The organism is Thalassospira sp. ER-Se-21-Dark, from assembly GCF_017922435.1.
Classification (GTDB): Bacteria; Pseudomonadota; Alphaproteobacteria; order Rhodospirillales; family Thalassospiraceae; genus Thalassospira.
This window is the reverse complement of the sequence record NZ_VDEZ01000001.1, coordinates 873,690-896,349: the sequence shown is the minus strand read 5'-3', so window position 1 is coordinate 896,349 and position 22,660 is coordinate 873,690. Positions and strand designations below refer to the sequence as shown.

The window sequence follows — 22,660 nt, the reverse complement described above, 5'->3', positions numbered from 1 at the left end:
GAAATATCTTCTGGCAGATTAAATGCAACCAGGAGGTTGCTTTATGTCAAATACAATCGAAAAATCTATCGAGATCAATGGCCCTCGTTCCAAGGTATGGGCGGCATTGACCGATCACAAAAAGTTCGGTGCATGGTTTGGTGCCCGAATTGATGCGCCGTTCAAGGTCGGGGAAACCTCGACCGGTGATATTACCGTTTGTGAGGGAGCAAAATGGAAATCAACCATCAAGGCGATGGAGGAGCCGGCCTATTTTGCCTATACATGGCACCCATTTGCGATTGACCCGTCGGTTGATTACAGTGCTGAACCCGAAACGCTGGTTGAGTTTTGGCTGGAAGAAAAAAATGGCATGACCGTGCTAAAGGTGCGGGAAACCGGATTTGATAATCTACCAGCGCATCGTATTACGGAAGCACTTCAGGCCAACAACAAGGGCTGGGAATTCCAGCTTGAAAACATCAAGAAATATGCTGAAACCTGAACATAATTCGGACAATGGCAAACATGACAAGGATTTTTCCGTCATGTTTGCCGCCTTGGGCGATCCTACACGGTTGGCGATCTTTGATCGTCTGGCCGATGGCAACCCGCGCTCGATCTCGGTGTTGTCTGATGATGCCGATATGACCCGCCAGGCCGTGACCAAGCATCTGCGCGTGCTTGAGGCGGCAGGGCTTGTGCAGAACCATCGGGTCGGGCGTGAAAGCCAGTATGCCTTTTGCCCGGAACAACTGGCCGAGGCGCGCGCTTATCTTGATCAGGTGGCGGGACGTTGGGAATCTGCCCTGATGCGGCTTAAGTCCTTTGTCGAAGATGGCGAGGCCTAAGGTTTTGAAAAATATCGGATACTGCGTTCCTCTTAAATGAGCTACGCAGTATCCGGTGTCATTTTGCTTGGCGTCGATGATATTTGCGGTTATCCCATATCGCGTTGAGCCGGTCGGGCGGACCGGTTAACGAAAGGCAGTCCTGCGCAAGGGGTTGATTGTGGGGCTGTCTCATAACGGGAATGGGAAACCGTTACATGAAGACCAAAGATATTGTCTATGTCGCCCTGTTTGCAGCCCTGACCGCCGTTCTTGGGCTGTTTCCGCCAATCACCCTTCCAGTCACCGGTGTACCGGTCACAGCACAATCGCTTGGTCCGATGCTGGCCGGGGCCATTTTGGGTGCCCGTCGCGGCGGGCTTTCGATTGTTCTGTTCCTTGTTCTGGTTGCTGTTGGCTTGCCGCTTTTGTCCGGTGGGCGCGGTGGCTTTGGCGTGATGATCGGGGTTACGGGCGGGTTCATGTTTGGCTGGGCCATTTCGGCCTTTGTCATCGGGCTTCTGATCGAGAAGTTCTGGAACCGCCTGAATGTTTTCAATGCTGCACTGTCCATCGCCTTTGGCGGGATTGTCGTCCTGTATGCCATTGGCAATGCCTGGGTCGCGGTGGTGGCCGAGATCAGCTATTGGCAGGCAACCGTCGGGGCGGCTCCGTTCCTGATCGGGGATGCCATCAAGGTTGCGATTGCGACCGCAGCATGCCTCGCAGTCCGGCGCGCCTATCCCTTGATTTCCAAGGCGAGCTAACATCTTATGGGCGCAAGTGATGTACTTGCGCCCATTTTGAGTCGTTCCAATTTCCCTGATAAAGCCGGACGTCCTTCCATGATCCGAATTGAAAATGTCTCTGTGCAGTTTGAACAGCGACGTGCGCTTGCTGGCATTGACCTGACGCTTAGCGAAAAGCGTATCGGGATTGTTGGTGCGAACGGATCGGGCAAAAGCACCTTTGTCCGGTTGCTTAATGGCCTGCAAACAGCAAGCACGGGTCGGGTACTGGTTGATGATCTGGATGCGGCAAAGGATGGCCGCAAGCTCAGACGTCATGTCGGGTTTGTGTTCCAGAACCCGGACAATCAGATCGTCTATCCGGTGGTCGAGGAAGATATTGCCTTTGGCCTGAAGCCGCTCAAGCTTTCGAAAGAAGAAGTCAATCGCCGCATCGATACAGTGCTGGCGCGCTATGATCTGACCGCGTTCAAAACCCATCCCAGCCATTTGCTCAGTGGCGGACAAAAGCAGTTGCTGGCCATCTCGGGCGTGCTGGTGATGGAACCGCGCTATATCGTGTTTGATGAGCCAACCACACTTTTGGACCTGCGCAATCGCAACCGGGTGCAGCGTGCCATTGCCGAGCTGGATCAGACGGTGATTACTGTTTCGCATGATCTGGATCTGATTGCCGATTATGACCGGGTGCTGGCGTTTGAGGATGGCAAGGTCGTGCTTGATGGCACCCCAGCAGACGTCCTTCCGAAATATCGGGAGATGATGGCGTGATCGCGGGGCTTTATATCGACGGGCAGTCTGCCCTGCACAGGGCGGCGGCCGGGACCAAGATCCTGGCCATGGTCGCCCTTGGCACGGGCGTGTTCCTGATCCCCGATTGGCCGGTGGTGGCGTTTGTTCTTGCGACTGTCTTGTTGTTGTACCCCGCATCCGGCTTTGGCCCGCGCATTATGTGTGCGCAGATCAAGCCGATCCTTTGGCTGCTGGTAATCTTTTTTGCCGTTCAGCTTTGGCTGAATGACCGGCAGGCGGGGTTGCTGGTCATCACCCGGATTGCAGCGATTGTGATGTTTGCTGCGCTGGTGACCCTGACCACCAGAACATCAGACCTGCTGGCATCGCTTGAACGCGCCATGCAGCCGTTGCGCCCGATTGGTGTGCACCCTGAAAAGGTGAGTCTGGCGATTTCAATGGTGCTGCGTTTTATCCCGGTGATCGCACAGGTGGCACACGAAATCCGCGATGCGCAACGCGCGCGCGGGCTTGATCGCTCTATTGTTGCAATGGTGGTACCACTTATCATCCGCACGCTTAAAATGGCCGATGATGTCGCTGATGCGATTGATGCGCGCAGTTTTGACTAGGCACCATCACCAGGTTTTCAGATTTCCCCGAAAAGAAAAGCCCCGACACGCCAGAGGGGGGAAGTCAGTGGGCGGCGTGCCGGGGAAGTCGAAGATCGTTGGTGCAATCAACTACAGGCCAAGATGCTTGGCGTGGAAGCGGATATGATCTTCGATGAAGGTAGAGATGAAATAGTAGCTGTGGTCATAGCCATCCTGAATGCGGATGGTGACCGGGTAGTTTGATGTCTTGGCTGCTGCTTCAAGCACTTCGGGCTTAAGCTGCTCGGCCAGGAAGCCATCTGCACCGCCCTGATCAACAAGGGCCGGGGTCTGAACGTCGGGCGAACTTGCCGCCTTCATCAGTTCCGAGCTGTCCCAGTCTTTCCAGGCTGATTTGTCATCGCCGAGATAATTGCCTAGCGCCTTCTGGCCCCACGGGCAATTGATCGGGTTGGAAATCGGTGCAAAGGCGGTGACGGACTTGAACGTGCCCGGATTGCGCAGTGCAATCATCAGTGCGCCATGACCACCCATAGAATGGCCGGAAATCACCGCATCATCATTGACCGGGAAGTGATCCTTGATGAGGGCTGGCAGTTCCTTGGTCACGTAATCATACATGCGGTAATTGCGCGCCCAAGGCTCCTGGGTGGCGTTGACGTAAAAGCCAGCTCCCTTGCCGAAATCATAGGCTTCGTTCTCGTCATCGGGGACATGATCGCCGCGCGGGCTGGTGTCCGGGGCGACAATGGCGATGCCCAGTTCGGCGGCAACGCGAAATGCACCAGCCTTCTGCATGAAGTTTTCATCCGTGCAGGTCAGGCCCGACAGCCAGTACATGACCGGGACCTTGGTGCCATTGCTGGCTTGCGGCGGCAGAAAGATCGCAAAACGCATGTCGCAGCCAAGGGTGGTTGACGGGTGCGTATATTGCTTTTGCCAGCCGCCAAAGACCTTGTTGCTTGAAGAATTCTCGATACCCATATCGGGGCCTCCTTCTGATCGGCCACTACCGGATAGTTTCCGGCAGTGGCGCAATTATTCAAACGTTTATATTTCGATCAGTAATGGATAACCGAACGGATGCTTTCGCCTTCATGCATCAGGTCGAACGCTTCGTTGATGTCTTCGAGCTTCATGGTGTGGGTAATGAAGTCCGAGAGCTTGAACTCACCGGCAAGGTAACGCTCAACATAATCGGGCAGCTGGGAGCGGCCTTTGACACCACCAAACGCCGTGCCGCGCCAGACGCGACCGGTGACCAGCTGGAACGGACGGGTGGAGATTTCCTGACCGGCACCGGCAACACCGATGATGACCGATTCACCCCAACCCTTGTGGCAGCACTCAAGGGCCGAACGCATGACATTGACATTGCCGATGCACTCGAACGACCAGTCAACACCGCCATCGGTCAGCTCGACAATCACTTCCTGGATCGGCTTGTCATAGTCTTTGGGGTTGATGCAATCGGTCGCACCCAGTTTCTTGGCGAGATCGAATTTCTTTTCATTGAGATCAATGGCAACGATCCGACCGGCACCGGCCATCTGTGAGCCGATGATGGCCGAAAGGCCGATGCCGCCAAGGCCAAAGACGGCGACCGAGTCACCTTTCTGCACCTTGGCCGCGTTGACCGTGGCCCCCATGCCGGTGGTGACCCCGCAACCAAGCAGGCAAACTTCTTCAAGCGGTGCTTCTTTGTTGATCTTCGCCAGCGAGATTTCCGGCAACACCGTATATTCCGAGAAGGTCGAGCAACCCATATAGTGATAGATCGGCTTGCCATTCTGCGAGAAACGCGTGGTGCCGTCCGGCATCAGGCCCTTGCCCTGGGTTTCGCGGATTTTCTGACACAGGTTGGTTTTGCCCGATTTGCAGAATTTGCACTCGCCACATTCCGGGGTGTAAAGCGGGATCACGTGATCGCCAACCGAAACGCTGGTGACACCTTCGCCGATGGATTCAACGATACCACCGCCTTCATGGCCAAGGATGGCCGGGAAGATGCCCTCGGGATCGTCGCCCGATAGGGTGAAAGCATCGGTGTGGCAAACGCCGGTTGCGACGATCCTGACGCGCACTTCGCCAGCCTTTGGCGGGGCGACCTGAACTTCTTCGATCGACAGCGGTTTGCCTGCTTCCCAGGCGATGGCGGCTTTGCAGGTAATGGTTTCGGCGGTCATTGCGCGTCTCCGATAGATTAAATGAACTGTGTCCAGTGTATTTGTTTCATCCAGAATGATAATCCGCTATTTTGGTAATTAACTTTTACTCATGTGTAATAATCAGGATGAGGTCGGGCGATGAATGCCTGGGACGGGATCAGCGAGTTTATCGCCGTGGCCGAACGACAAAACTTTACCCAAGCGGCCAAGCAACTTGGCATTTCAGTCGCCCAGGTCAGCCGACAGGTCACAGCGCTTGAAGAAAAGCTCGGCGTGCAGCTTTTTTACCGCACCACGCGCAAGGTCAGCGCGACCGAGGCCGGGCAGATTTACTATCAGCATTGCCGACAATTGCTTGATGGGCTGGGCGAGGCAGAGCGCGCGATTGGTAACCTGACGGAAGTGCCGCGTGGCAAGCTTAAGCTCACCGCGCCGACGACTTACGGCGAGACGGTGATTGCGCCACTGGTCAATGATTTCGTCACCCGCTATCCCGATCTGGAAGTGCAATGCCGTTTCACCAACCAGAAGCTTGATCTGGTGCTCGAAGGCTATGACATGGCGATCCGCTTGGGCCGTCTGGAGGGCACAACCGGCAGCCTGATGACCCAGCAGCTTTCAACCCGGCGCCTATATGCCTGTGCTGCACCCAGCTACATCGCCAAACGCGGGGAGCCCTATTCCCTGTCCGAATTGCACCACCATAATTGTCTGGTCGGGACGCTCGATTACTGGCGGTTCGAAGAAGATGGCCGCGAACGCACCGTGCGCATTCACGGCTCGATCCATGCCAATAGCGGTCAGGCGCTAGTCGATGCCGCACGCAAGGGGATCGGCATCGTGCAATTGCCCGACTATTACGTCGATCCCTGGATCGCCAGCGGCGACCTTGTGCCCGTGCTTACCAAATACCAGCCATCAGATGAAGGCATCTGGGCAATTTACCCGACCAATCGGCATCTTTCGCCCAAGATCAGGATGCTGGTGGAGCATTTGGGGCGCTATTTAGGGTAGAAGGACGTTTTAGGGTATGGTGTCTTAGGTTGGCGTTTTCGATAGGAGGCCTTGGTTGGCAGAAGGTGTATGTAAACTTTGTCGGCAGCATCAGAAGCTTATTCGTGCTCACTTGATGCCGGATGTGCTGCGCAAGGGAATTATGTCGGATGTCTCAGAAGACCTTATCGAAGTCGACACTGTTTCTGGTAGGAGTAAAATAAAAAGAACCCTGCAATTTGATCCTTCGATTTTATGTAGTCGATGCGATGGTCAAATAGGCAAATATGATGAAGTGCTTGGAAGTTTTGTTAAGAGTTGGGTCAAGCACCCCGATAGAGATGTCGAACGTGAATTTGCGGACGACCTTGTGGTTGTTCGTCAGCCTTGTCATGTGCCTAGCCTAGTCATTTCTCTTGCCGCAATCTTACTAAGGTTTTCCTTCTCAGGCAGATATCCTGAGTTTGATTTGGGCCGTTATTATGAGCAGATGTTTTCTGAATGGGTTAGGAGCGGCTCCTTGCCTGAAGACGTTGACCGCCTTTTCTCTATTATCCTTATCGGTTATTCCGCCGATGTTATCGTGAGTGCTGAGGGCAGGGATCCATATGACATGAGCAGGGTGATGCGTGGTCAACCGCGAGGCGGTCGTTTCGGTCACGCTCACATCTACAGTTTCGAGCTACCATCACTGTTCTTCGCGGCTAAGGTCGGTAAAGGTGGGTGGCCGTCTCGATTGAGAGGCTATCCGACTCTTGAGAATTATACGGACGAGGTGGAAATACCCTGTGTGCCGTTTAGAAAGAGTATGACTCTCTATGAGGTCGGAAACTCTGTTAAGACAAATCGCGCTTGGATTGATAGGCAGCGAGCAAAGCGGGCTAGGAGATAGAGTGTAATTTGCTCCGATTAGCCGCCTTGGGGTGGAGAAATACTCCTTGAGTAGCTGTGAGGCAGTCTTAATTATAATTCTTCACAAGAAGTCGGTGCCTGCGTCGAACCCTCAATACATTTCGGTTTGAAGGAGGCGAGCGATGTCAAAATGCACAGGATCAAAGGGTGATTTGTGGGAGATTTATGAGGCAAAGGATGGCTGGCGGTGGCGACGTACGGCCAAGAATGGCGAGATTGTCGGGGCCTCGACGCAAGGCTATTCGAACAAATCCGATTGCATCGCAAATGCCAAGCGCAATGGGTGTGATTGTGATCTGAGCTAGTTTTGGATCGCCCGACGCAAAGAAAAAGCCCCGCGGCCTGTGCCAGCGGGGCTTTGTTGTTTCAGGATACGTTTGCGTTATTGCGCCGTCCAGCCGCCATCGACCGAAAGGTGCGTGCCCGTCATTTGTGATGCGGCGTCCGAGCACAGGTAAAGTGCTGTCTGGCCGATCTGTTCGGGGCTGACGAACTGTTTGGACGGGTGTTTGTCCGAGACAAGGCGGGTGGCGGATTCTTCAACGGAAATGTTGTTTTCCTTCGCGCGGGCCTCGATCTGGCGTTCGACCAGTTCTGTGCGTACCCAGCCCGGGCAGATGGCGTTTGCCGTGATGCCGGTTTCAGCGGTTTCAAGGGCTGTCACCTTGGTCAGGCCGATCACGCCGTGCTTGGCGGCGACGTAAGCTGCCTTCTGGACCGATGCGACAAGGCCATGGGCCGAGGCCGTGTTGATGACGCGGCCCCAGTTTTGTTTGCGCATGTAGGGCACGGCAAGGCGGGTGGTGTGGAAGACGGATGACAGGTTGATCGCGATCACCGCGTCCCACTTTTCGGGCGGGAAGTCTTCGACATTGGCGGTGTATTGAATGCCGGCGTTGTTGATCAGAATGTCGACGCCGCCAAATTTGGCTTCGGCGTCTTTCATCATCGCTTCGATCTCGTCAGGCTTTGACAGGTCGGCCCCGTTATAGTGCGCGGTCACGCCATAATCGGTTTCAAGGCTTTTGCGGGTTGCCTCGATTTCATCGGCGTCGCCAAAGCCATTGAGCATCACATCGGCCCCGGCCCCGGCAAGGGCCTTGGCCATGGCAAGGCCGATCCCGCTGGTCGAGCCGGTGACGAGTGCGCGTTTACCTGTCAGCATAATGTCTTCTCCCTGTGAAGTGGGCTTTCTGCCCCTTGATTTAGGAAGATCATGCCGCAGTGCAATGTAAGTGGCAAGAAATGCTGTGACTGAGTGACTAGGTAATACCGTATTTGCGCAGTTTGTTGGCGATCGAGGTATGTGAAACGCCAAGCCGGTCCGCCAGCTTGCGCGAGCTTGGATAATCCGGATAGAGGCGGGTCAGCATTTCGCGTTCAAGCAAATCCATGCCGCTGTTGAAATCGCTTTGTGCAAGGGCGGTGGCGATCAGGTCGGTTTGTTCCGTTGGGGCTGTGGCCGTGTCTTGCGCCGTATCCGATGGGGTGTTTCGATGCGCCTCGGACACGGTCGCCGTGCCGCTGGCGGCATCGGCGAGGTCATTGGCGCCAAGGGTGTTGCCATCCAAAAGTGCGACGGCGCGAAACAGGGTGTTTTCAAGTTCGCGTACATTGCCCGGCCAGTCATGCGCGCAGAGCCAGTCCAGCCCGTCACGGGCGAGGCGTGGTGGTGTTCGCTCAGTCTGTTGGGCGGTGCGATCGATAAAAACATCAGCCAGATCGGCAATGTCTTCGACCCGGTCGCGCAAGGGCGGCAAGGTGATGCCCAGAACGTTGAGGCGGAAATAGAGGTCCTCGCGAAATGTACCGTCATGCGACATGGTTTCGAGGTCGCGGTTGGTGGCGCTGATGATGCGAACATCGACGGTGATTTCATCCGTGCCGCCGACACGCCGGAAGCTGCCGTCCTGTAAGACCCGCAAAAGCTTTGCCTGCAGATAGGGTGTCAGTTCACCGATTTCATCGAGGAATAATGTGCCGCCATCGGCCAGTTCAAGAAGTCCCGGCTTGCCGCCGCGTCGGGCCGACGTAAAGGCCCCGGCGGCATAGCCAAACAGTTCGCTTTCGGCCAGCCCCTCGGGCATGGCGGCACAGTTAAGCGCCAAAAACGGTTGGTCGGCGCGGGGGCTTGCGCGATGGCAGGCGCGGGCGAACAGTTCCTTGCCGGTGCCGGTTTCACCAAGGATCAGGATCGGCGCATCAATGGCCGCCAGTCTTTGTGCCTGGGACTTCACACGGGTCATAGCGCGGCTGGTGCCGATAATGTCATCAAAGCCGGTGTGACTGCGATCCTGAAGGGCGGTGATCACGCGGCCCAGTCGGGCCGGGCGGTGAAAGACCATCACCCCGCCCCACGGGGCATCATCACTGGCGTCCGATCCGTCATCAACATGACCAATCGGTTCGACCTGCAAAAGATAGGTCTGCCCGCCCAAAATCACCTCACGCTCGGGCAGGCGAAAACCGCTTTGGCGTAAATCTTCAATAGATGGTTCACTCAGAATATTGGCGATATCATGATCGCGCAGTGTTTTTTCAGGGGTGTCTGAAATCGCTTGTGCTGCCGGGTTGGCTTGCGCGATCTGGCCGTTGGCATCAACTGCAATTACCGGATCGCCAAGGGCGGCCAGCGTCGCATGCAGCTGTGCGCGACGACGTTCTGTCGGCAGGCGGTCGATTTCGGTGATGTCGAAAATGCCGGGTATTTGTTTGAGCGCGTGCGACAGAAGCAGAAAGCGTTCCGGGCGCACGGCCGGGATGTCGGCATAGATGTGATGGGTGGTGACCTCGAACGTGCGGATGTCCAGACCCTGATCGGTCAGGACGTTGATCACGTCGCGCGTAATGCCAAGCCTGTTTTCACCGCGAATTTCGAACCGCATAACTGTGCCGATAAGTTTACACTGTAAGAGAAAATGTACACTCCTAAGATTCTGAAATCCAGTGCCTTTGAGGATTTCAGTGCAGGATGGCGTTGATGTGTAAATAAAAATTTACACACCTGAGTGTGGCGATTTTACCAAGTTCTTGAAAACAGGCGATTTTTAAATCTGGCACGATGATTGCGGTGCTGTGGGCAGAATAAACGCATTTCAAGGAGCCTTCCGATGTCTGCCCATGACAAACACAACAGCGCCAAAACCGGCTTTGCCACCCGAGCGATCCATCACGGTTACGATCCGCAAAGCCATAATGGCGCGTTGAACCAGCCGGTTTACATGTCTTCGACCTTTGCGTTCGAAACAGCCGAACAGGGCGGGCGGTTCTTTGCTGGCGACGAGCAGGGCTTTATCTATTCGCGCATTGCCAACCCGACGCTTGATCTGCTGGAAAAACGCCTTGCGGTGCTTGAAGGCGGTGAAGCCGCTGTTGCGACCGCATCGGGCATGGGCGCGATTACCTCTGTCTTCTGGACCTTTATCGCGCCGGGCGACGAGATCATTGTCGATCGTACGCTTTATGGCTGCACGTTTGCCTATTTCCGTCACGGTCTGGAAAAGTTCGGCATCAAACACACCCATGTTGATCTGACCGATCCGGCGGAACTTGAAAAGGCGATCTCGGACAAAACCAAGATTGTCTATTTCGAAACACCGGCCAACCCGAACATGCGTCTGGTCGACATCGAAGCCATTTCCGACATTGCCCACAAGCATGGCGCCAAGGTCGTTGTCGATAACACCTATTGCACGCCATATCTGCAGCGCCCGATTGAACTCGGTGCCGATATCGTTGTGCATTCCGCAACCAAATATCTGGGTGGCCATGGCGATCTGATGGCCGGTGCGGTGATCGGAACGCTTGAAGACATGACGCAGGTACGTCTGGTCGGGCTTAAGGATATGACCGGTGCGGTGCTTTCCGCGCAGGATGCCAACCTTGTGATGCGTGGGCTTAAAACGCTTGAGCTTCGGATGGAGCGCCATTGCGACAATGCCGAAAAGATCGCCGATTTTCTGGCCAAACACCCGAAGGTCGAGAAAGTCTACTATCCGGGCCTTGAAAGCGACCCGCATCATAAACTGGCGAAAAAACAGATGGACCGGTTTGGTGGCATGATCGCGTTCGAACTTAAAGGCGGTATCGATGAAGGTCGTAAACTGATGAACGGCCTTAACATGATTACGCGCGCGGTCAGCCTGGGCGATGCCGAAACCCTGATTCAACATCCTGCATCCATGACGCATTCGACCTACACCGCCGAAGAACGTGCGGAATATCAGATCACCGATGGGCTGATTCGCCTTTCGGCCGGGCTTGAAAGCATTGATGATATTCTGGCTGATCTGTCCAGCGCACTCGATGGCGATCAGATGGCGATTGCCGCCGAGTAACTGAAAATCAAAGGCGGATCGGGATGGCTTGCCGCCATTCCGGTCTGCTGTTCTCACCCGGCGCTAGTCAAACAGGCTGTAATTATCCATCGCTTCGCGCGATTTGTCTGACAGGTGTTTATTTTTGATCCGCATAATGTTCAGGTCACGCAAATCAATTTGGGAGAATGACGGTGCGGTATCGCGGTGGGTTTTCAAAAGATCCAGCATCATGCCGTTCGAAAAGGCGCGCTTAAGTCCGGTTTCGATGATGTCGTGCAGCTTGGGTGTTTTCCGGCTGACAAAAAAATAGATCGGCTGCGGGTAATAAAGCGCCGTTTTTTGACCAATTTCGATACCGGGTGCTTCCCACTTCATCCAGTTCCATTCGCCGACAATCTGCCAGTAGGCCCGTGGATAAAGATCAAATCGCCTTGCATCAAGCATGCGATGAAGCGTTCTGTAACGTCCGCTAACGACGTCAAAGCCGTTATCAGTCAAAATCTTGTTGTCCGGCCATCCAAGTCCCTGACCCATGGAAAGTTTCCTGAGATCGTCAAGCGTCTCAACCTGACTGAACTGTTCTTTCGCGTCTTCATGGAGCATAAACAGCCGCAAACCGGTGGTGCCAAGATAAATCGGGATATAGACCGCAAGCAGCCTTTCTTCGCGCTCTGCATTGGTGCCAAAGAAAACCGTGTCGAACTGGTCGGCAGCTTCGAGCATGGGAATACGCCGTTCTTCGGTCGGGTAATCCATGCATACCGGCACAAGTTTGGCATTGTGCCCGCTCAGTTTCAGGGCGAGGCGCAACAGATCGATGTGATATTCCCGGTGTGATTCCCAGGTGATCTCGCCGCGGCAATAGTCCGACGGCGTATCCATGGGGATGCGTACGACGAGCGGATCATTGGCATCTTCTGCCTGCGCATGTGCGGGGGTGTCACCAAAAAGGCACGCAATGACAATCATCAGGCAGAGCAATCGTGGGGCATCATCTTTGATGGCTGTGAACCGGTTGATCACAGCGGATAATACACCTCGAATTGCTCCGATCCGGACTGTCATCGGAATAGAATAACTTTGGTCAGGGAGAGAGATTTTTGCGATAGAAAGTTTGGCAATTTCGACGTCACCGGAAGCGAACTTTAGGAGAGGTGTCATTTATATATCAGTATAAGATATTTCTGTGCAAAGAGTTTGAGCCGGGGTTGCACGCGGGCCGTAATCTTCCACCCGGCGCTGATCGAATTTGGCGGTCTTCCGGGTTTGATGCGACTCGCACATGCACAGAGGTGGGCCAGAGATTTTCCAGAGCTTTTGCCGGAACGGAAATTCGAGAGTTTCCCTGTGATCGTCGCAGCTGATTCCAACCTTTCAGTGAAATTGCCGAATCTTGTGTGAATTGCCGGACCGCCATCTTGATTTCCGCGACGTGCCCCTAAAAATCGGCATTGTGGTGCCGAATTATTGAGACGCCAGACGACATCGCATGAAACCCGCAATATCGGATAAAAAAGAAAGCAATCAGGAAATGTCAGTACAGGAAAGCGCACCGGAAATCGGTGAAATCATCGAAGCAAGCAGCACGGCCGATATCAATGCCAAGGATCTTGAGATGCTTGGCCTGCTTGAAAAGAAAGTGCGCTGGCTGTCAAGCTGGACAATCCATAATGCCAACCATCTGCGCCCGAAGCGCGACGGCATCAAGGTTGGCGGACATCAGGCCAGCTGTGCGTCGATGACCACCCTGATGACAGCCCTTTATTTCAATGTTCTGCGCCCGCAGGATCGGGTTGCGGTTAAGCCGCATGCAAGCCCGGTATTTCACGCGATTAACTATCTGCTTGGCCGTCAGACCAAGGAAAAGCTTGAAAACTTCCGCTCGTTCGGTGGTGCGCAATCCTATCCGTCACGGACCAAGGATGGCGATCAGGTTGATTTCTCGACCGGCTCCGTCGGCCTTGGTGCGGCGGTGACGAACTTTGCCGCCCTGACGCAAGATTACCTGCGCTACAAGGACATGCTGCCCAAGGATGAAACGCCCGGTCGCATGGTTGCCCTTGTCGGGGATGCCGAACTTGATGAAGGCAACATCTATGAGGCGTTGCTTGATACCTGGAAGCATGACATTCGCAATGTCTGGTGGGTGATCGACTATAACCGCCAAAGCCTTGATGGCATGATCGATGCCCATCTGTTCCGCGTGATTGGCCGGTTCTTCCGCGCGGTTGGTTGGAACGTGATTACCATCAAATATGGTCGCAAGCTGCATGATGCCTTTGCCAAACCGGGCGGGAAATCGCTTAAGAAGTGGCTGAATGATGTGCCAAACGACATCTATTCCGCCCTGACCTTCCAGGGCGGGGCGGCATGGCGCAAACAGATTACATCGGACATGGACGGCGATAATGCGCTGGCAAGCCTGCTTGGCGACTATGACGACGATCAGCTCCATGACCTGATGACCAATCTGGGCGGCCATTGCATGGAAGCGGTGCTGAGTGCTTTTGATGCGGTCCCAAATGACAAGCCGACCGTGTTTATCGCCTATACCGTCAAGGGCTATGGCACGCCGCTTCAGGGGCACAAGGACAACCATGCGGGCCTGATGAACGTGCCGCAAATGGATGCCTTCAAGCTGCAAAACAAGATCGCCGACGGGCAGGAATGGGATGTCGCGGCTGGCCTTGATATCAGTGCCGATGCGCTTCGCGACTACATCGCCAAGGCACCGTTTAACGATGATGCTCCGCGCAACAAGTCGGCCAAGCACATCACCATCCCTGAAATGCCCTTTGCACGTGCTGAAACGTCCAGCACGCAGGAAGTCTTTGGCAAGATCTTGAATGAACTGGCCAAGATGAAAAACAGCGACCTGTCGGACCGGATCGTGACGACATCGCCCGATGTGACGGTCTCGACCAACCTTGGCGGGTTTGTAAACCAGCGTGGCCTGTTTGGCCGCGAAGAACTGGCTGATGAGTTCAAGGAACGCAAGGTTCCCTCGGCCCAGAAATGGATCAGATCGCCAAGCGGACAGCATGTTGAGCTTGGCATTGCCGAAAACAACCTGTTCCTGAATCTGGCTGCACTCGGCCTGTCGCACAGCCTGTTTGGCGAACGCCTGTTCCCGATTGGAACGCTGTATGACCCGTTCATTGCGCGTGGTTTGGATGCGTTGAATTACGCCTGCTATCAGGATGCGCGTTTCATGGTGGTGGCAACGCCAAGCGGCATCACGCTGGCCCCCGAAGGCGGGGCGCACCAGTCGATCAGCACACCAATGATCGGCATGGGCCAACCCGGCCTGACCAGTTTTGAGCCAAGCTTTGGGGATGAACTGGCTGCCATCATGGGCTGGTCGTTCGAACATATGCAGGACCCGGATGGTGGATCGATCTACCTGCGTTTGTCGACCAAACCGCTCTCGCAGCCGGAGCGTGACCTGTCACAAACTGAAAAGACCGAAATTATTTCGGGTGGTTACTGGCTGCGTCAGCCGGGCGACGATTGCAAAATGGCGATTACCTATTGCGGTGCCATGGCACCCGAAGCAATTGCGGCTTGGGAAAAGCTGTCTGAAGATCATCCAGGCCTTGGTCTGCTTGCCGTCACCTCGACCGACCGGCTTTACAATGAATGGCAGGACCTTGAGCGTGCCCGCCTTGAAGGCAAGGCCGATGGCAAGATGGCCCATGTCGAAAACCTGCTCAAACCGCTGGCCTCCGATGCCCGCCTTGTCACGGTGATTGATGGTCATCCGGCCGCCCTTGCATGGCTTGGCGGTGTGCGTGGCCACGCGGTTGCGCCGCTTGGCGTGAATGCCTTTGGCCAGTGCGGCGACAGCATCGCGCTTTATGATCATTATCAGATCGGCACCGATGCGATTCTGCGTGCGGCGAAACGCTGGGATGAGTAAGCTGACCCATTGTTGAATTTAGAAAGGGGCGACGTTGCTGATGTCGTCCCTTTTTTATTTTGAAATGGTGAACAAGTTCGCTTGCAAGTGATCGGTCGGCAGAACAACTCTGCGCAAAGCATCTTGAAGATGTGCGTTGTTATGTATCCTGGTCTGAAAGGACGTTGGTGATGGAATATCTGATGTTGCTCGGCGGTTTGGCCGGGCTTTTCTTTGGGGGGGAATCTCTGGTGCGCGGTAGCGTCGGGATCGCCCGCAAACTTTCCATGTCATCGCTTCTGATCGGTTTGACCGTGGTCGGTTTCGGGACATCGACGCCGGAACTTCTTGTCTCCATGGATGCGGCATTGCGTGGTGTGCCGGATATCGCGCTTGGCAACGTCATCGGGTCCAACATTGCCAATATCTTGCTGATCGTTGGTGTCTCTGCCGCGGTGTGGCCAATTGCCGTATCGGGCGGCACGCTTGGTCGCGATACCGCTGTGATGCTTGGTGCTGCTGTCCTGCTGGTGCCGTTCTTTGCGCTTGGTGACCTTGGTCGTGTGGCTGGCGGGTTTATGTTTGCGGCGTTGATTGGTTATCTGGTGTTTGCCTATCGCCAGTCGCGTTTGGAACCCGCGTCATCGACGGATCTTCCCGAAGCGGTTTCAAATGTTTGGCTGTCAATTTTCTGGGTTGTCGCGGGGCTGGCCATGTTGATGGTCGGTGCCCATTACCTTGTCGAAGGGGCGGTGACCATCGCGCGCACCTTTGGTGTATCCGAAGCCTTTATCGGGCTTACGATTGTTGCGGTTGGTACGTCCCTGCCAGAGCTCGCAACATCGCTGATTGCCGCTTTGAAAAAGCAATCCGAAATCGCGATTGGCAATATTATCGGGTCGAACATTTTCAACATCCTTGGGATTCTCGGCCTTACGGCGGTCGTGTCGCCGATTCCAGTCGCGGACCGGTTCCTGATGTTCGATCTTCCGGTGATGATTGCGGTTTCGATTGGCCTGACGCTGATGCTTCGCCGTCCACAGATCGGCCGGATACCCGGCATCATCATGCTGGTGCTGTATGCGGGTTACGTCTGGGCAGCCCAGTAAGGATTGTCAGCGCAGGGCAGGCTTCTTTTCTGGGGGTCCTAGAAAAACGCCTGTTTGATGCCATCGATAATGAACTGAACCGCAAGGGCGGCCAGGATCATGCCAAGCAGGCGTGACACCACCGTGGCGACGGTCGGGCTGAGGCGTTTGGCAACAACGTTTGCCAGCAGGAAGAAGACAAACGCGATCACCATCACGACGGCGACCACGCCGATGACGCTTGCCTGCATGGCGATATTGTCTTCGAACTTGCCCATCAAAAGCATCACGGATGCGATGGCGCCGGGGCCGGACAGGAACGGGATCGACATCGGGAAGATCGAGACATCATCGGCCTCATCGTCGGGGATGGTGACATCACTGTTTGATTTGGCTGGGCTTGCTTTGGGTTTTGCCTTGGGCTTTTCGGCTTCGTGATCTTCTTCGAGTTCCTGATGGACCTGTTCGGCGCGCTGGTTGCGTTTCTGGCTGCGCTTTTCAAACAGCATTTCAAGCGCGATCAAAAACAGCAACGTGCCCCCGGCAATCCGGAAGGCGGGCATGTGAATGCCAAAGATGCCAAGCAACCCTTCGCCGATCAGGGCAAAGGCTGCGAGGAGGAAGAAGCTGGTCAAGCACGCGCGGATCGCCATGCGCCTGCGATGGGCAGCACTTGTGCCCTGTGTCAGGACGATGAAAACCGGCACCAGACCCAGCGGGTCAATGATCACGAACAATGTGACAAAGACCGGGATCAGATCATTTAGCATATCTAGCATCGGTTCTTCCTGCTTTCGGCGGTTGCGCGACGGATGCGTATATTGCGCCTATCTTGGCAGGTAAATGGTTAAATTGGCAGTTCTTTCCCCGGAAGGGTCTAGCGGCGTTTGCCGCGATTGTGGCCATATCGACCGGCACTTTCCGGCCAGTCGACATAATCAACCGGTTTCTTGCGCACCCATTTGACGAACTTGATGATATCGGGATGGGCAAGCAGCTTGTCGGGGCTGTTATAGTCGCGTGCAAGGGTGGCTTCATCAAACAGGCGATGGATCATGCGATGGCAAACGCGATGCAGCCATTCGGTTTCGGTCCCGCCCTGTGATTTCGGGTGCCAGTGATGGCGGTCGACACTGGGACCTGCGATCATCACCCGACCACAAATCGAACATTTCCCAAGATCAGAACGATCAGAATTTCCCGGTATTGCCATGGTCGATTATTGCGGCGGCATCCGCCGGTTTTCAAAGAATTTCTGCCAGGTTCCGGGTTTGAGGGCGCGGAGCGCCTTGATCCGTGCCCCAACCGATGGATGAGTATCAAGCAGGCTTGGCGGCTGGGTGCTGCGATAAGGCACAAGGCCCAGACGTTTGCGATTGATCTGATCAATATGCAGAAGTGCATCAATCATGTCTTCCGGGCCATTAAGCAAATCACTTGCCCCGTGGTCGGCGGCAAATTCGCGGTCGCGGATGACCGCGCGCTGGAACAGGAAGCTGATGGTTGGCACCGCACCAAAAAGGATAATCATCCAGGCGGGTGGATTAAAATCGCCAAAGATAAAGATCGCCAGACCAAGCAGCGCGATGGTCCATGTTGCGCGATACAGCACATCGGTAATCAGCAAGATACGGGTATCGCCATGCCAGGCATGCGCCACTTCATGGGCCAAAATGGCACGCATCTGGCGCGGTGAAAGGCCATGAACCGCATCGCTTGAAATCGCAATCGTGGTGTTGTCGTCCGTTCCTGTCGTGATGGCATTAACCCCCTTGCCGGGCAGCAGGAACAATTTTGGTTTGTGACCAAGTTCTGCGCGTTCGGAAAGCAGGCGGCTCATTTCATGGATGGCGGGATAATCTTCCCCCGAAAGCGGACTGGCACGCAGCATCTTCATCAGGATTTCTGGGGAGATCATTGGCGAAAGTACCAGCATCAGGGCAACCGCAATACCGGCCGAGATCATCATCGATATCCCGCCCAGCATCCATGCACAGGCGGCAAGCACGCCGATCATGCACGCCATCAGCCCGCCCGCGTGAGAGACTCCGCCCGGTTGAATGGCGAGAAACCGTTGAATGAAGTCGGGAAGTTGCGGCGTATTGTCGGCCATAAAATGTTTGCCTGTCGCGGTTTGGGGGTGGGGCTTGTTCAAAGATAGGGGTGATGAACGGGGATGCGCAAATGGAACCTTCTTTGTGACCCAAAAAGTCTATGCCAAACAATCTGTTAACGGCATTGATTCAGCACAGGTCGCATCGGGCGAAGAATTGTCAGGATTTTGGGCCGAAAGTTAGCCCGAATTGCGCGATCTGATGTCGCGGTAAGGCAATGAAATAAAGGGCTTTGCGGCAAAATTTTAACACATCCTTATATATTCGACTAGAATAGTGGGAGTATGCCATTGGCTAGGTTGCCCGTCATAGCTTCGCTGCGCGGGTGGTTTGTCATGCGTGGTTGGCATGTGGTCAACGGCAACAGATATAAGGGTTTCGCCCATATTTCTTGGGTGGATGTAGCGGAAGGAACGAATGGGCCTGTTGGATAGAATCCGGCCAACCCGCAAATCGGATGCGGGACGCGAGGGGGATCGGACCCCGCTGGAACGGTTGTTCTGGCGGTCGATTGCGCTTGTCGGCGGGTTCTCGATGGTGATCAACCTGCTTAACATGGTGATCCCGATTTATTCCATGCAGGTATTTGACCGCGTTCTTTCCAGTCGGTCGGTGGATACGCTGGCCCTCCTTACCCTTGGCATTGGCCTTGTTCTGGTCTTCATCGCCTCAATGGAGCAACTCCGGTCACGGGTTTTGATCCGGGTCGGGACGGCACTTGATCTGCGTTTGGGTGGGGAGCTGTTTGCTCATGTCGTGCAGCAATCGGCACGCGGCAGCCAGATGCGCCAGCGACCTTTGCGCGATTTGTATGGCTTGCGCGGATTCCTGACCGGCAGTGGCCCGTTTGCCCTGATCGATTTCATGTGGGCCCCGGTCTATATCGGGGTGGTGTTCATCTTTGATACCCGGCTTGGCATGGTGGCATGTGGCGGGGCGTTGCTTTTGATCGTGATTGCGATTGCCAACGAAGCCGCGGCCAAGATTTCCGTCGACCGGTCCGAAGAAAGCCAGAACCGCGGTATTGCGCAGGAAGAAACCTATGTCCGCAATGCCGAGGCGATGGAAGCCATGGGCATGACCCAGTCCGCCCGGCAGCGCTGGCAAGCAGACCAGTCGGATTCGCTTTATTGGGAAGGCCAGGCCAGCCGCCGGGTTGGCACATCGACCACGTTATCGCATTTTGTCCGCCTTGCCATGCAGGTCTGCTTTATCGGGGTTGGCGCCTATCTGGTTCTGTCCGAAAGCATCACGATCGGGATTATGGTGGCATCCATGATTCTCGGCATGCGGGGTCTTGCGCCGTTTGACGGTGCGGTGACTGCATGGCGCAGTTGGAATGCGGCCCGCAGTTCGTTCGAACGTCTTAATAATATCCTGCTTGAAAAACGTCAGACGGTCCCGGCACCCATGCCGCGCGGGCGCGGCATGGCGGTCAGTGTGGACCGGCTTGTCTTTGCGCCGCCCAACAGCCGCAATGTGCTGTTCAAAGGATTCTCGTTCAAGGCCGGGCCGGGGCAGATCATTGCAATCGCCGGGTTTAACGGGGTCGGCAAGACCGCGCTTTTGAAACTGATCATGGGCATCTGGTTGCCCGGTTCCGGGTCGGTGAAGCTTGATGACGTTGAAGCCTCCCGCGCAGATCGCACAGAAATGGGCGCACAGATCGGTTATCTGTCGCAAAACCCCTTCCTGTTCCCGGGGACGATTGCCGAAAACATTGCCCGTCTTGGCAATGCGGAAATGCGCGACATCATTCAGGCTGCTGAATTGGCTGGCGCGCATCAGTTCATCCTGGATTTGCCAGATGGTTATGACACGCGGGTTGATCGTGGTGGTCGTAACCTTTCGGGTGGGCAGAGGCAATTGATCGCACTCGCCGCTGCCCTGTTTTCGCGTCCGCGGTTGCTGTTGCTTGATGAGCCGACAACCGCCCTTGATGACAATGGCGTTACCCATATCAGCGAACTGATCGATGTTTTGCGTCGCAACGGCATTACGACCTTTATCGTCAGTCATGAACGCGAAATTCTGGCACGCGCCGATGCCATTCTAGCGCTGGCGGACGGCCAAATTCAGGTTGTCCCGGTCAAGGGTGGGGCGAAATCAGCAGTATCAAAACCGGTTCCGGAAAGTGGTAAAATAGCACGTGGCCTGCCACCAATCTCCCGCCCGGCCGAGCCAATGGCCGACGCGTTGCCATCTGATGGGCAAATGCGCATCATCCCCAAACAGATTGCCGTGCCAAACCCCGACGCACCGCGCCCGATTGTTGAAAAAAACACAGCCCCCAATACCCATCCGGCTTCAGCCATGAGCGCGCACGAACCTGAAATCGAGATCGAGGAAACACCTGAGATCGCGGATTTCGGTGCCACCGGCGAAGCAGGTTCTGGTCGCGCACAGGCCGCAAAGCAGGCGGCAGGTATCGCCAAAACAGAAATGAAACCACAGCCGACCCCGGGTGGCACGATGATGACCATGCGTCCGGTCAGCAAGGAACAAGCCGCGACAAGGGACGCAGCCCGCAAGGGTCCGCCAGCCCGTGCATCGCGTGAAGCCCGTCCGGCAAGTGCCGCCGACCTTGCGCCCAAACGCGCAGCGACCAAACCAAAGGCCAAACCGGAACGCACAGCGCAACCGGCCCGCAAGCCTGCGCCACAGCGCAAAATGAGTGAAGCCGAGGCCATCGCCAAGGCCCGCGAAGAAGCCGCGATGCGCATGCGCAAAGTGCGTGAGGATGCCGAACGCGCCGCTGCTGCGCGTGCACCGCGCCGCAAACCGGCCGAGGCGGAAGACCGCCCGATGGATCGCGCACAACCAAGCGCACAAAACACCCGTCGCGGACGTCCGCAATTGCGTGTAGTTGAAGGATCGGCTGAACGTCGACAGGGTGGTGCCTGATGTCTGGTGGAGTGCAACTTCCAACCGCGCGCGAGCTTAGCACAGACGTCAAACCGTTGGTGCGGATCGGCTTTTTGATCCTGTTTTTGGGCTTTGGCTCGGTTCTTCTGTGGGCGGGTACGGCCGAGGTCAATTCGGCCGCCACGGCAAGTGGTGTGGTTGCGCCATTTTCGGGCCGACAAAGCGTTCAGCATCTTGAAGGCGGCATCATTCGCGACATTCTTGTGCGTAATGGTACGCGGGTCCAGGCGGGCGATGTCCTGATCAGGCTTGATGATACACGTTCACGGGCAAGTTTTGATCTGCTCAATAACCGTTATCTCAATGCGCTGGCGACCCAGACGCGGCTGATTGCCGAACGGGCACAGGAAGATTACTTGTCATTCCCGCCGCCACTTGAAGATCCTCGGTATTTTTCGATCACCGATGCACAACGCACCCTGTTTGACAGTCGCCGCAGTGCGTTTGCCGGTGAACTTGCGCTCTATGACGAGCGCATCAAGGAATTGCGCCGAGAGATTATTGGCACGCGCGAACAAAAGACTGCTGCCGAACAGCAGGTCGGGATCGTCAAGGAAGAGCTCGCGATGGTCAAGCCGATGGTCGATCTTGGCTATGCGCGGCGGACCCGGTTGCTGCAACTCGAAAGCCGGTTGGTTGAAACCCTTGGCAATATCGGTCGGTTTTCCGCCGACATTGCCCGGATTGAACAGCAAATCCAGCAGGTCAAGGCCAGCCAGTCACAGTTGATGCGCGACCACCTGCAATCGATCAACACAGAACTGCGAGATATCCAAAGCGAGATTTCCGATCTGAACGAACGCCTGCGCTCGGCCGAGGATATCCTGGTGCGTTCCGACATCAAGGCGCCGCGCAATGGGACAGTCACCAACATGCAGTTCACCACTGTCGGCGGGGTCATTCCGCCGGGGGCGCAAGTACTTGAAATCGTGCCGGCGGATGATCGGCTTGTGATCGAGGCCCGCGTTTCCCCGAACGATATTGACGTCGTTTCGGCCGGTCTTCCGGTCAATATCCGGGTGACATCGTTCAGTCAGCGTTGGTTTGCCCCGGTCAAGGGGACGGTAACCGATGTCTCGCCGGATCGACTGACAGACTCCGAAGGCCGATCCTATTTCCAGGCCATGGTCGAGATCGATGCCGAAAGCCTGGCCGAGCATGAAGGGATGATTTTGTCGCCCGGCATGCCCGCCCAGTTGGAGATCGTAACGGGTGCCAGAACGATCCTCGCTTACCTGTTTTCACCGATCACCACCAGCTTTGATCGCGCATTCCGCGAACAATGATTTGGTAAATAACGTATAGGTCATGGTGACTGAATCTATACAACCTGACAGAT

General features: G+C 55.5%; 21 protein-coding genes. 13 read left to right on the top strand and 8 right to left on the bottom strand.

Features of this window, described 5'->3' with window-relative positions; genetic code table 11:
• The first annotated feature begins 43 nt into the window (after window positions 1-43).
• From FHI25_RS04050 to FHI25_RS04030, 5 genes are all read left to right on the top strand, one after another.
• Window positions 44-484: an SRPBCC family protein gene (locus tag FHI25_RS04050; protein WP_210515320.1), complete on the top strand. Its 441-nt coding sequence runs from the start codon at window positions 44-46 to the stop codon at window positions 482-484.
• The gene (locus FHI25_RS04045) at window positions 471-830 is read left to right on the top strand and encodes a metalloregulator ArsR/SmtB family transcription factor (protein WP_210515317.1); all 360 of its coding nucleotides are present in this window, start codon (window positions 471-473) and stop codon (window positions 828-830) included. The genes FHI25_RS04050 and FHI25_RS04045 overlap by 14 nt, the downstream gene beginning before the upstream one ends.
• A 197-nt stretch (window positions 831-1,027) precedes the next feature.
• Window positions 1,028-1,576, top strand: coding sequence for a biotin transporter BioY (locus tag FHI25_RS04040; RefSeq protein ID WP_197146116.1), 549 nt, complete (start codon window positions 1,028-1,030; stop codon window positions 1,574-1,576).
• Window positions 1,577-1,654: 78 nt separating this feature from the next.
• Complete coding sequence (locus FHI25_RS04035) at window positions 1,655-2,329, top strand: ATP-binding cassette domain-containing protein (protein ID WP_210515313.1); 675 nt, start codon at window positions 1,655-1,657, stop codon at window positions 2,327-2,329.
• Complete coding sequence (locus FHI25_RS04030) at window positions 2,326-2,922, top strand: energy-coupling factor transporter transmembrane component T (protein ID WP_210515309.1); 597 nt, start codon at window positions 2,326-2,328, stop codon at window positions 2,920-2,922. The genes FHI25_RS04035 and FHI25_RS04030 overlap by 4 nt, the downstream gene beginning before the upstream one ends.
• Before the next feature lie 111 nt (window positions 2,923-3,033).
• Here the strand turns inward: FHI25_RS04030 and fghA are convergent, their stop codons facing one another.
• A complete protein-coding gene (gene fghA, locus FHI25_RS04025; protein ID WP_210515305.1) occupies window positions 3,034-3,888 on the bottom strand; it encodes an S-formylglutathione hydrolase in 855 nt (284 codons plus the stop codon).
• A gap of 77 nt (window positions 3,889-3,965) precedes the next feature.
• Window positions 3,966-5,090 carry an S-(hydroxymethyl)glutathione dehydrogenase/class III alcohol dehydrogenase gene (locus FHI25_RS04020; RefSeq protein WP_246878886.1) on the bottom strand — a complete coding sequence of 375 codons (1,125 nt, stop codon included), beginning with the start codon at window positions 5,088-5,090 and terminating at the stop codon, window positions 3,966-3,968.
• A 120-nt stretch (window positions 5,091-5,210) separates the two neighbouring features.
• Between FHI25_RS04020 and FHI25_RS04015 the strand changes: the two genes are divergently transcribed.
• The 3 genes from FHI25_RS04015 to FHI25_RS04005 all read left to right on the top strand — a co-directional run bounded on the left by FHI25_RS04015 (window position 5,211) and on the right by FHI25_RS04005 (window position 7,282).
• Window positions 5,211-6,086 (top strand): LysR substrate-binding domain-containing protein, encoded by an 876-nt coding sequence (locus tag FHI25_RS04015; protein WP_210515302.1) that lies wholly within the window; start codon window positions 5,211-5,213, stop codon window positions 6,084-6,086.
• A 55-nt stretch (window positions 6,087-6,141) separates the two neighbouring features.
• The gene (locus tag FHI25_RS04010; protein ID WP_210515297.1) at window positions 6,142-6,957 is read left to right on the top strand and encodes a hypothetical protein; all 816 of its coding nucleotides are present in this window, start codon (window positions 6,142-6,144) and stop codon (window positions 6,955-6,957) included.
• A 142-nt stretch (window positions 6,958-7,099) separates the two neighbouring features.
• Window positions 7,100-7,282 carry a DUF1508 domain-containing protein gene (locus FHI25_RS04005; protein ID WP_210515294.1) on the top strand — a complete coding sequence of 61 codons (183 nt, stop codon included), beginning with the start codon at window positions 7,100-7,102 and terminating at the stop codon, window positions 7,280-7,282.
• Window positions 7,283-7,359: 77 nt separating this feature from the next.
• Here the strand turns inward: FHI25_RS04005 and FHI25_RS04000 are convergent, their stop codons facing one another.
• Complete coding sequence (locus FHI25_RS04000) at window positions 7,360-8,142, bottom strand: 3-hydroxybutyrate dehydrogenase (RefSeq protein WP_246878885.1); 783 nt, start codon at window positions 8,140-8,142, stop codon at window positions 7,360-7,362.
• 97 nt (window positions 8,143-8,239) lie between these two features.
• Window positions 8,240-9,862 (bottom strand): sigma 54-interacting transcriptional regulator, encoded by a 1,623-nt coding sequence (locus tag FHI25_RS03995; protein ID WP_210515289.1) that lies wholly within the window; start codon window positions 9,860-9,862, stop codon window positions 8,240-8,242.
• A gap of 225 nt (window positions 9,863-10,087) precedes the next feature.
• On the opposite strand from FHI25_RS03995, the gene FHI25_RS03990 reads away from it, so the two are divergent.
• Window positions 10,088-11,314: a methionine gamma-lyase gene (locus FHI25_RS03990; protein ID WP_210515285.1), complete on the top strand. Its 1,227-nt coding sequence runs from the start codon at window positions 10,088-10,090 to the stop codon at window positions 11,312-11,314.
• A 63-nt stretch (window positions 11,315-11,377) separates the two neighbouring features.
• On the opposite strand, the gene FHI25_RS03985 is transcribed toward FHI25_RS03990, so the two are convergent.
• Window positions 11,378-12,265, bottom strand: a complete 888-nt coding sequence (locus tag FHI25_RS03985; protein WP_210515281.1) for a hypothetical protein — start codon at window positions 12,263-12,265, stop codon at window positions 11,378-11,380.
• Between the two features lie 562 nt (window positions 12,266-12,827).
• On the opposite strand from FHI25_RS03985, the gene FHI25_RS03980 reads away from it, so the two are divergent.
• Both FHI25_RS03980 and FHI25_RS03975 read left to right on the top strand, forming a co-directional pair.
• Window positions 12,828-15,215 carry a transketolase gene (locus FHI25_RS03980; RefSeq protein WP_246878884.1) on the top strand — a complete coding sequence of 796 codons (2,388 nt, stop codon included), beginning with the start codon at window positions 12,828-12,830 and terminating at the stop codon, window positions 15,213-15,215.
• Window positions 15,216-15,385: 170 nt separating this feature from the next.
• Window positions 15,386-16,303: a calcium/sodium antiporter gene (locus FHI25_RS03975; protein WP_210515273.1), complete on the top strand. Its 918-nt coding sequence runs from the start codon at window positions 15,386-15,388 to the stop codon at window positions 16,301-16,303.
• Between the two features lie 38 nt (window positions 16,304-16,341).
• Here FHI25_RS03975 and FHI25_RS03970 read toward each other — a convergent pair whose 3' ends face one another.
• The 3 genes from FHI25_RS03970 to FHI25_RS03960 all read right to left on the bottom strand — a co-directional run bounded on the left by FHI25_RS03970 (window position 16,342) and on the right by FHI25_RS03960 (window position 18,395).
• Window positions 16,342-17,061: a MarC family protein gene (locus tag FHI25_RS03970; protein ID WP_246878883.1), complete on the bottom strand. Its 720-nt coding sequence runs from the start codon at window positions 17,059-17,061 to the stop codon at window positions 16,342-16,344.
• A 98-nt stretch (window positions 17,062-17,159) separates the two neighbouring features.
• Window positions 17,160-17,432 (bottom strand): HNH endonuclease, encoded by a 273-nt coding sequence (locus FHI25_RS03965; RefSeq protein ID WP_210515270.1) that lies wholly within the window; start codon window positions 17,430-17,432, stop codon window positions 17,160-17,162.
• Between the two features lie 69 nt (window positions 17,433-17,501).
• Window positions 17,502-18,395, bottom strand: a complete 894-nt coding sequence (locus FHI25_RS03960; RefSeq protein WP_210515267.1) for a M48 family metalloprotease — start codon at window positions 18,393-18,395, stop codon at window positions 17,502-17,504.
• Window positions 18,396-18,813: 418 nt separating this feature from the next.
• On the opposite strand from FHI25_RS03960, the gene FHI25_RS03955 reads away from it, so the two are divergent.
• Entirely contained in the window at window positions 18,814-21,300 is a 2,487-nt protein-coding gene (locus FHI25_RS03955; RefSeq protein WP_210515265.1) for a type I secretion system permease/ATPase, read from the top strand.
• Window positions 21,300-22,607 (top strand): HlyD family type I secretion periplasmic adaptor subunit, encoded by a 1,308-nt coding sequence (locus FHI25_RS03950; RefSeq protein WP_210515262.1) that lies wholly within the window; start codon window positions 21,300-21,302, stop codon window positions 22,605-22,607. The genes FHI25_RS03955 and FHI25_RS03950 overlap by 1 nt, the downstream gene beginning before the upstream one ends.
• Window positions 22,608-22,660 lie beyond the last annotated feature (53 nt).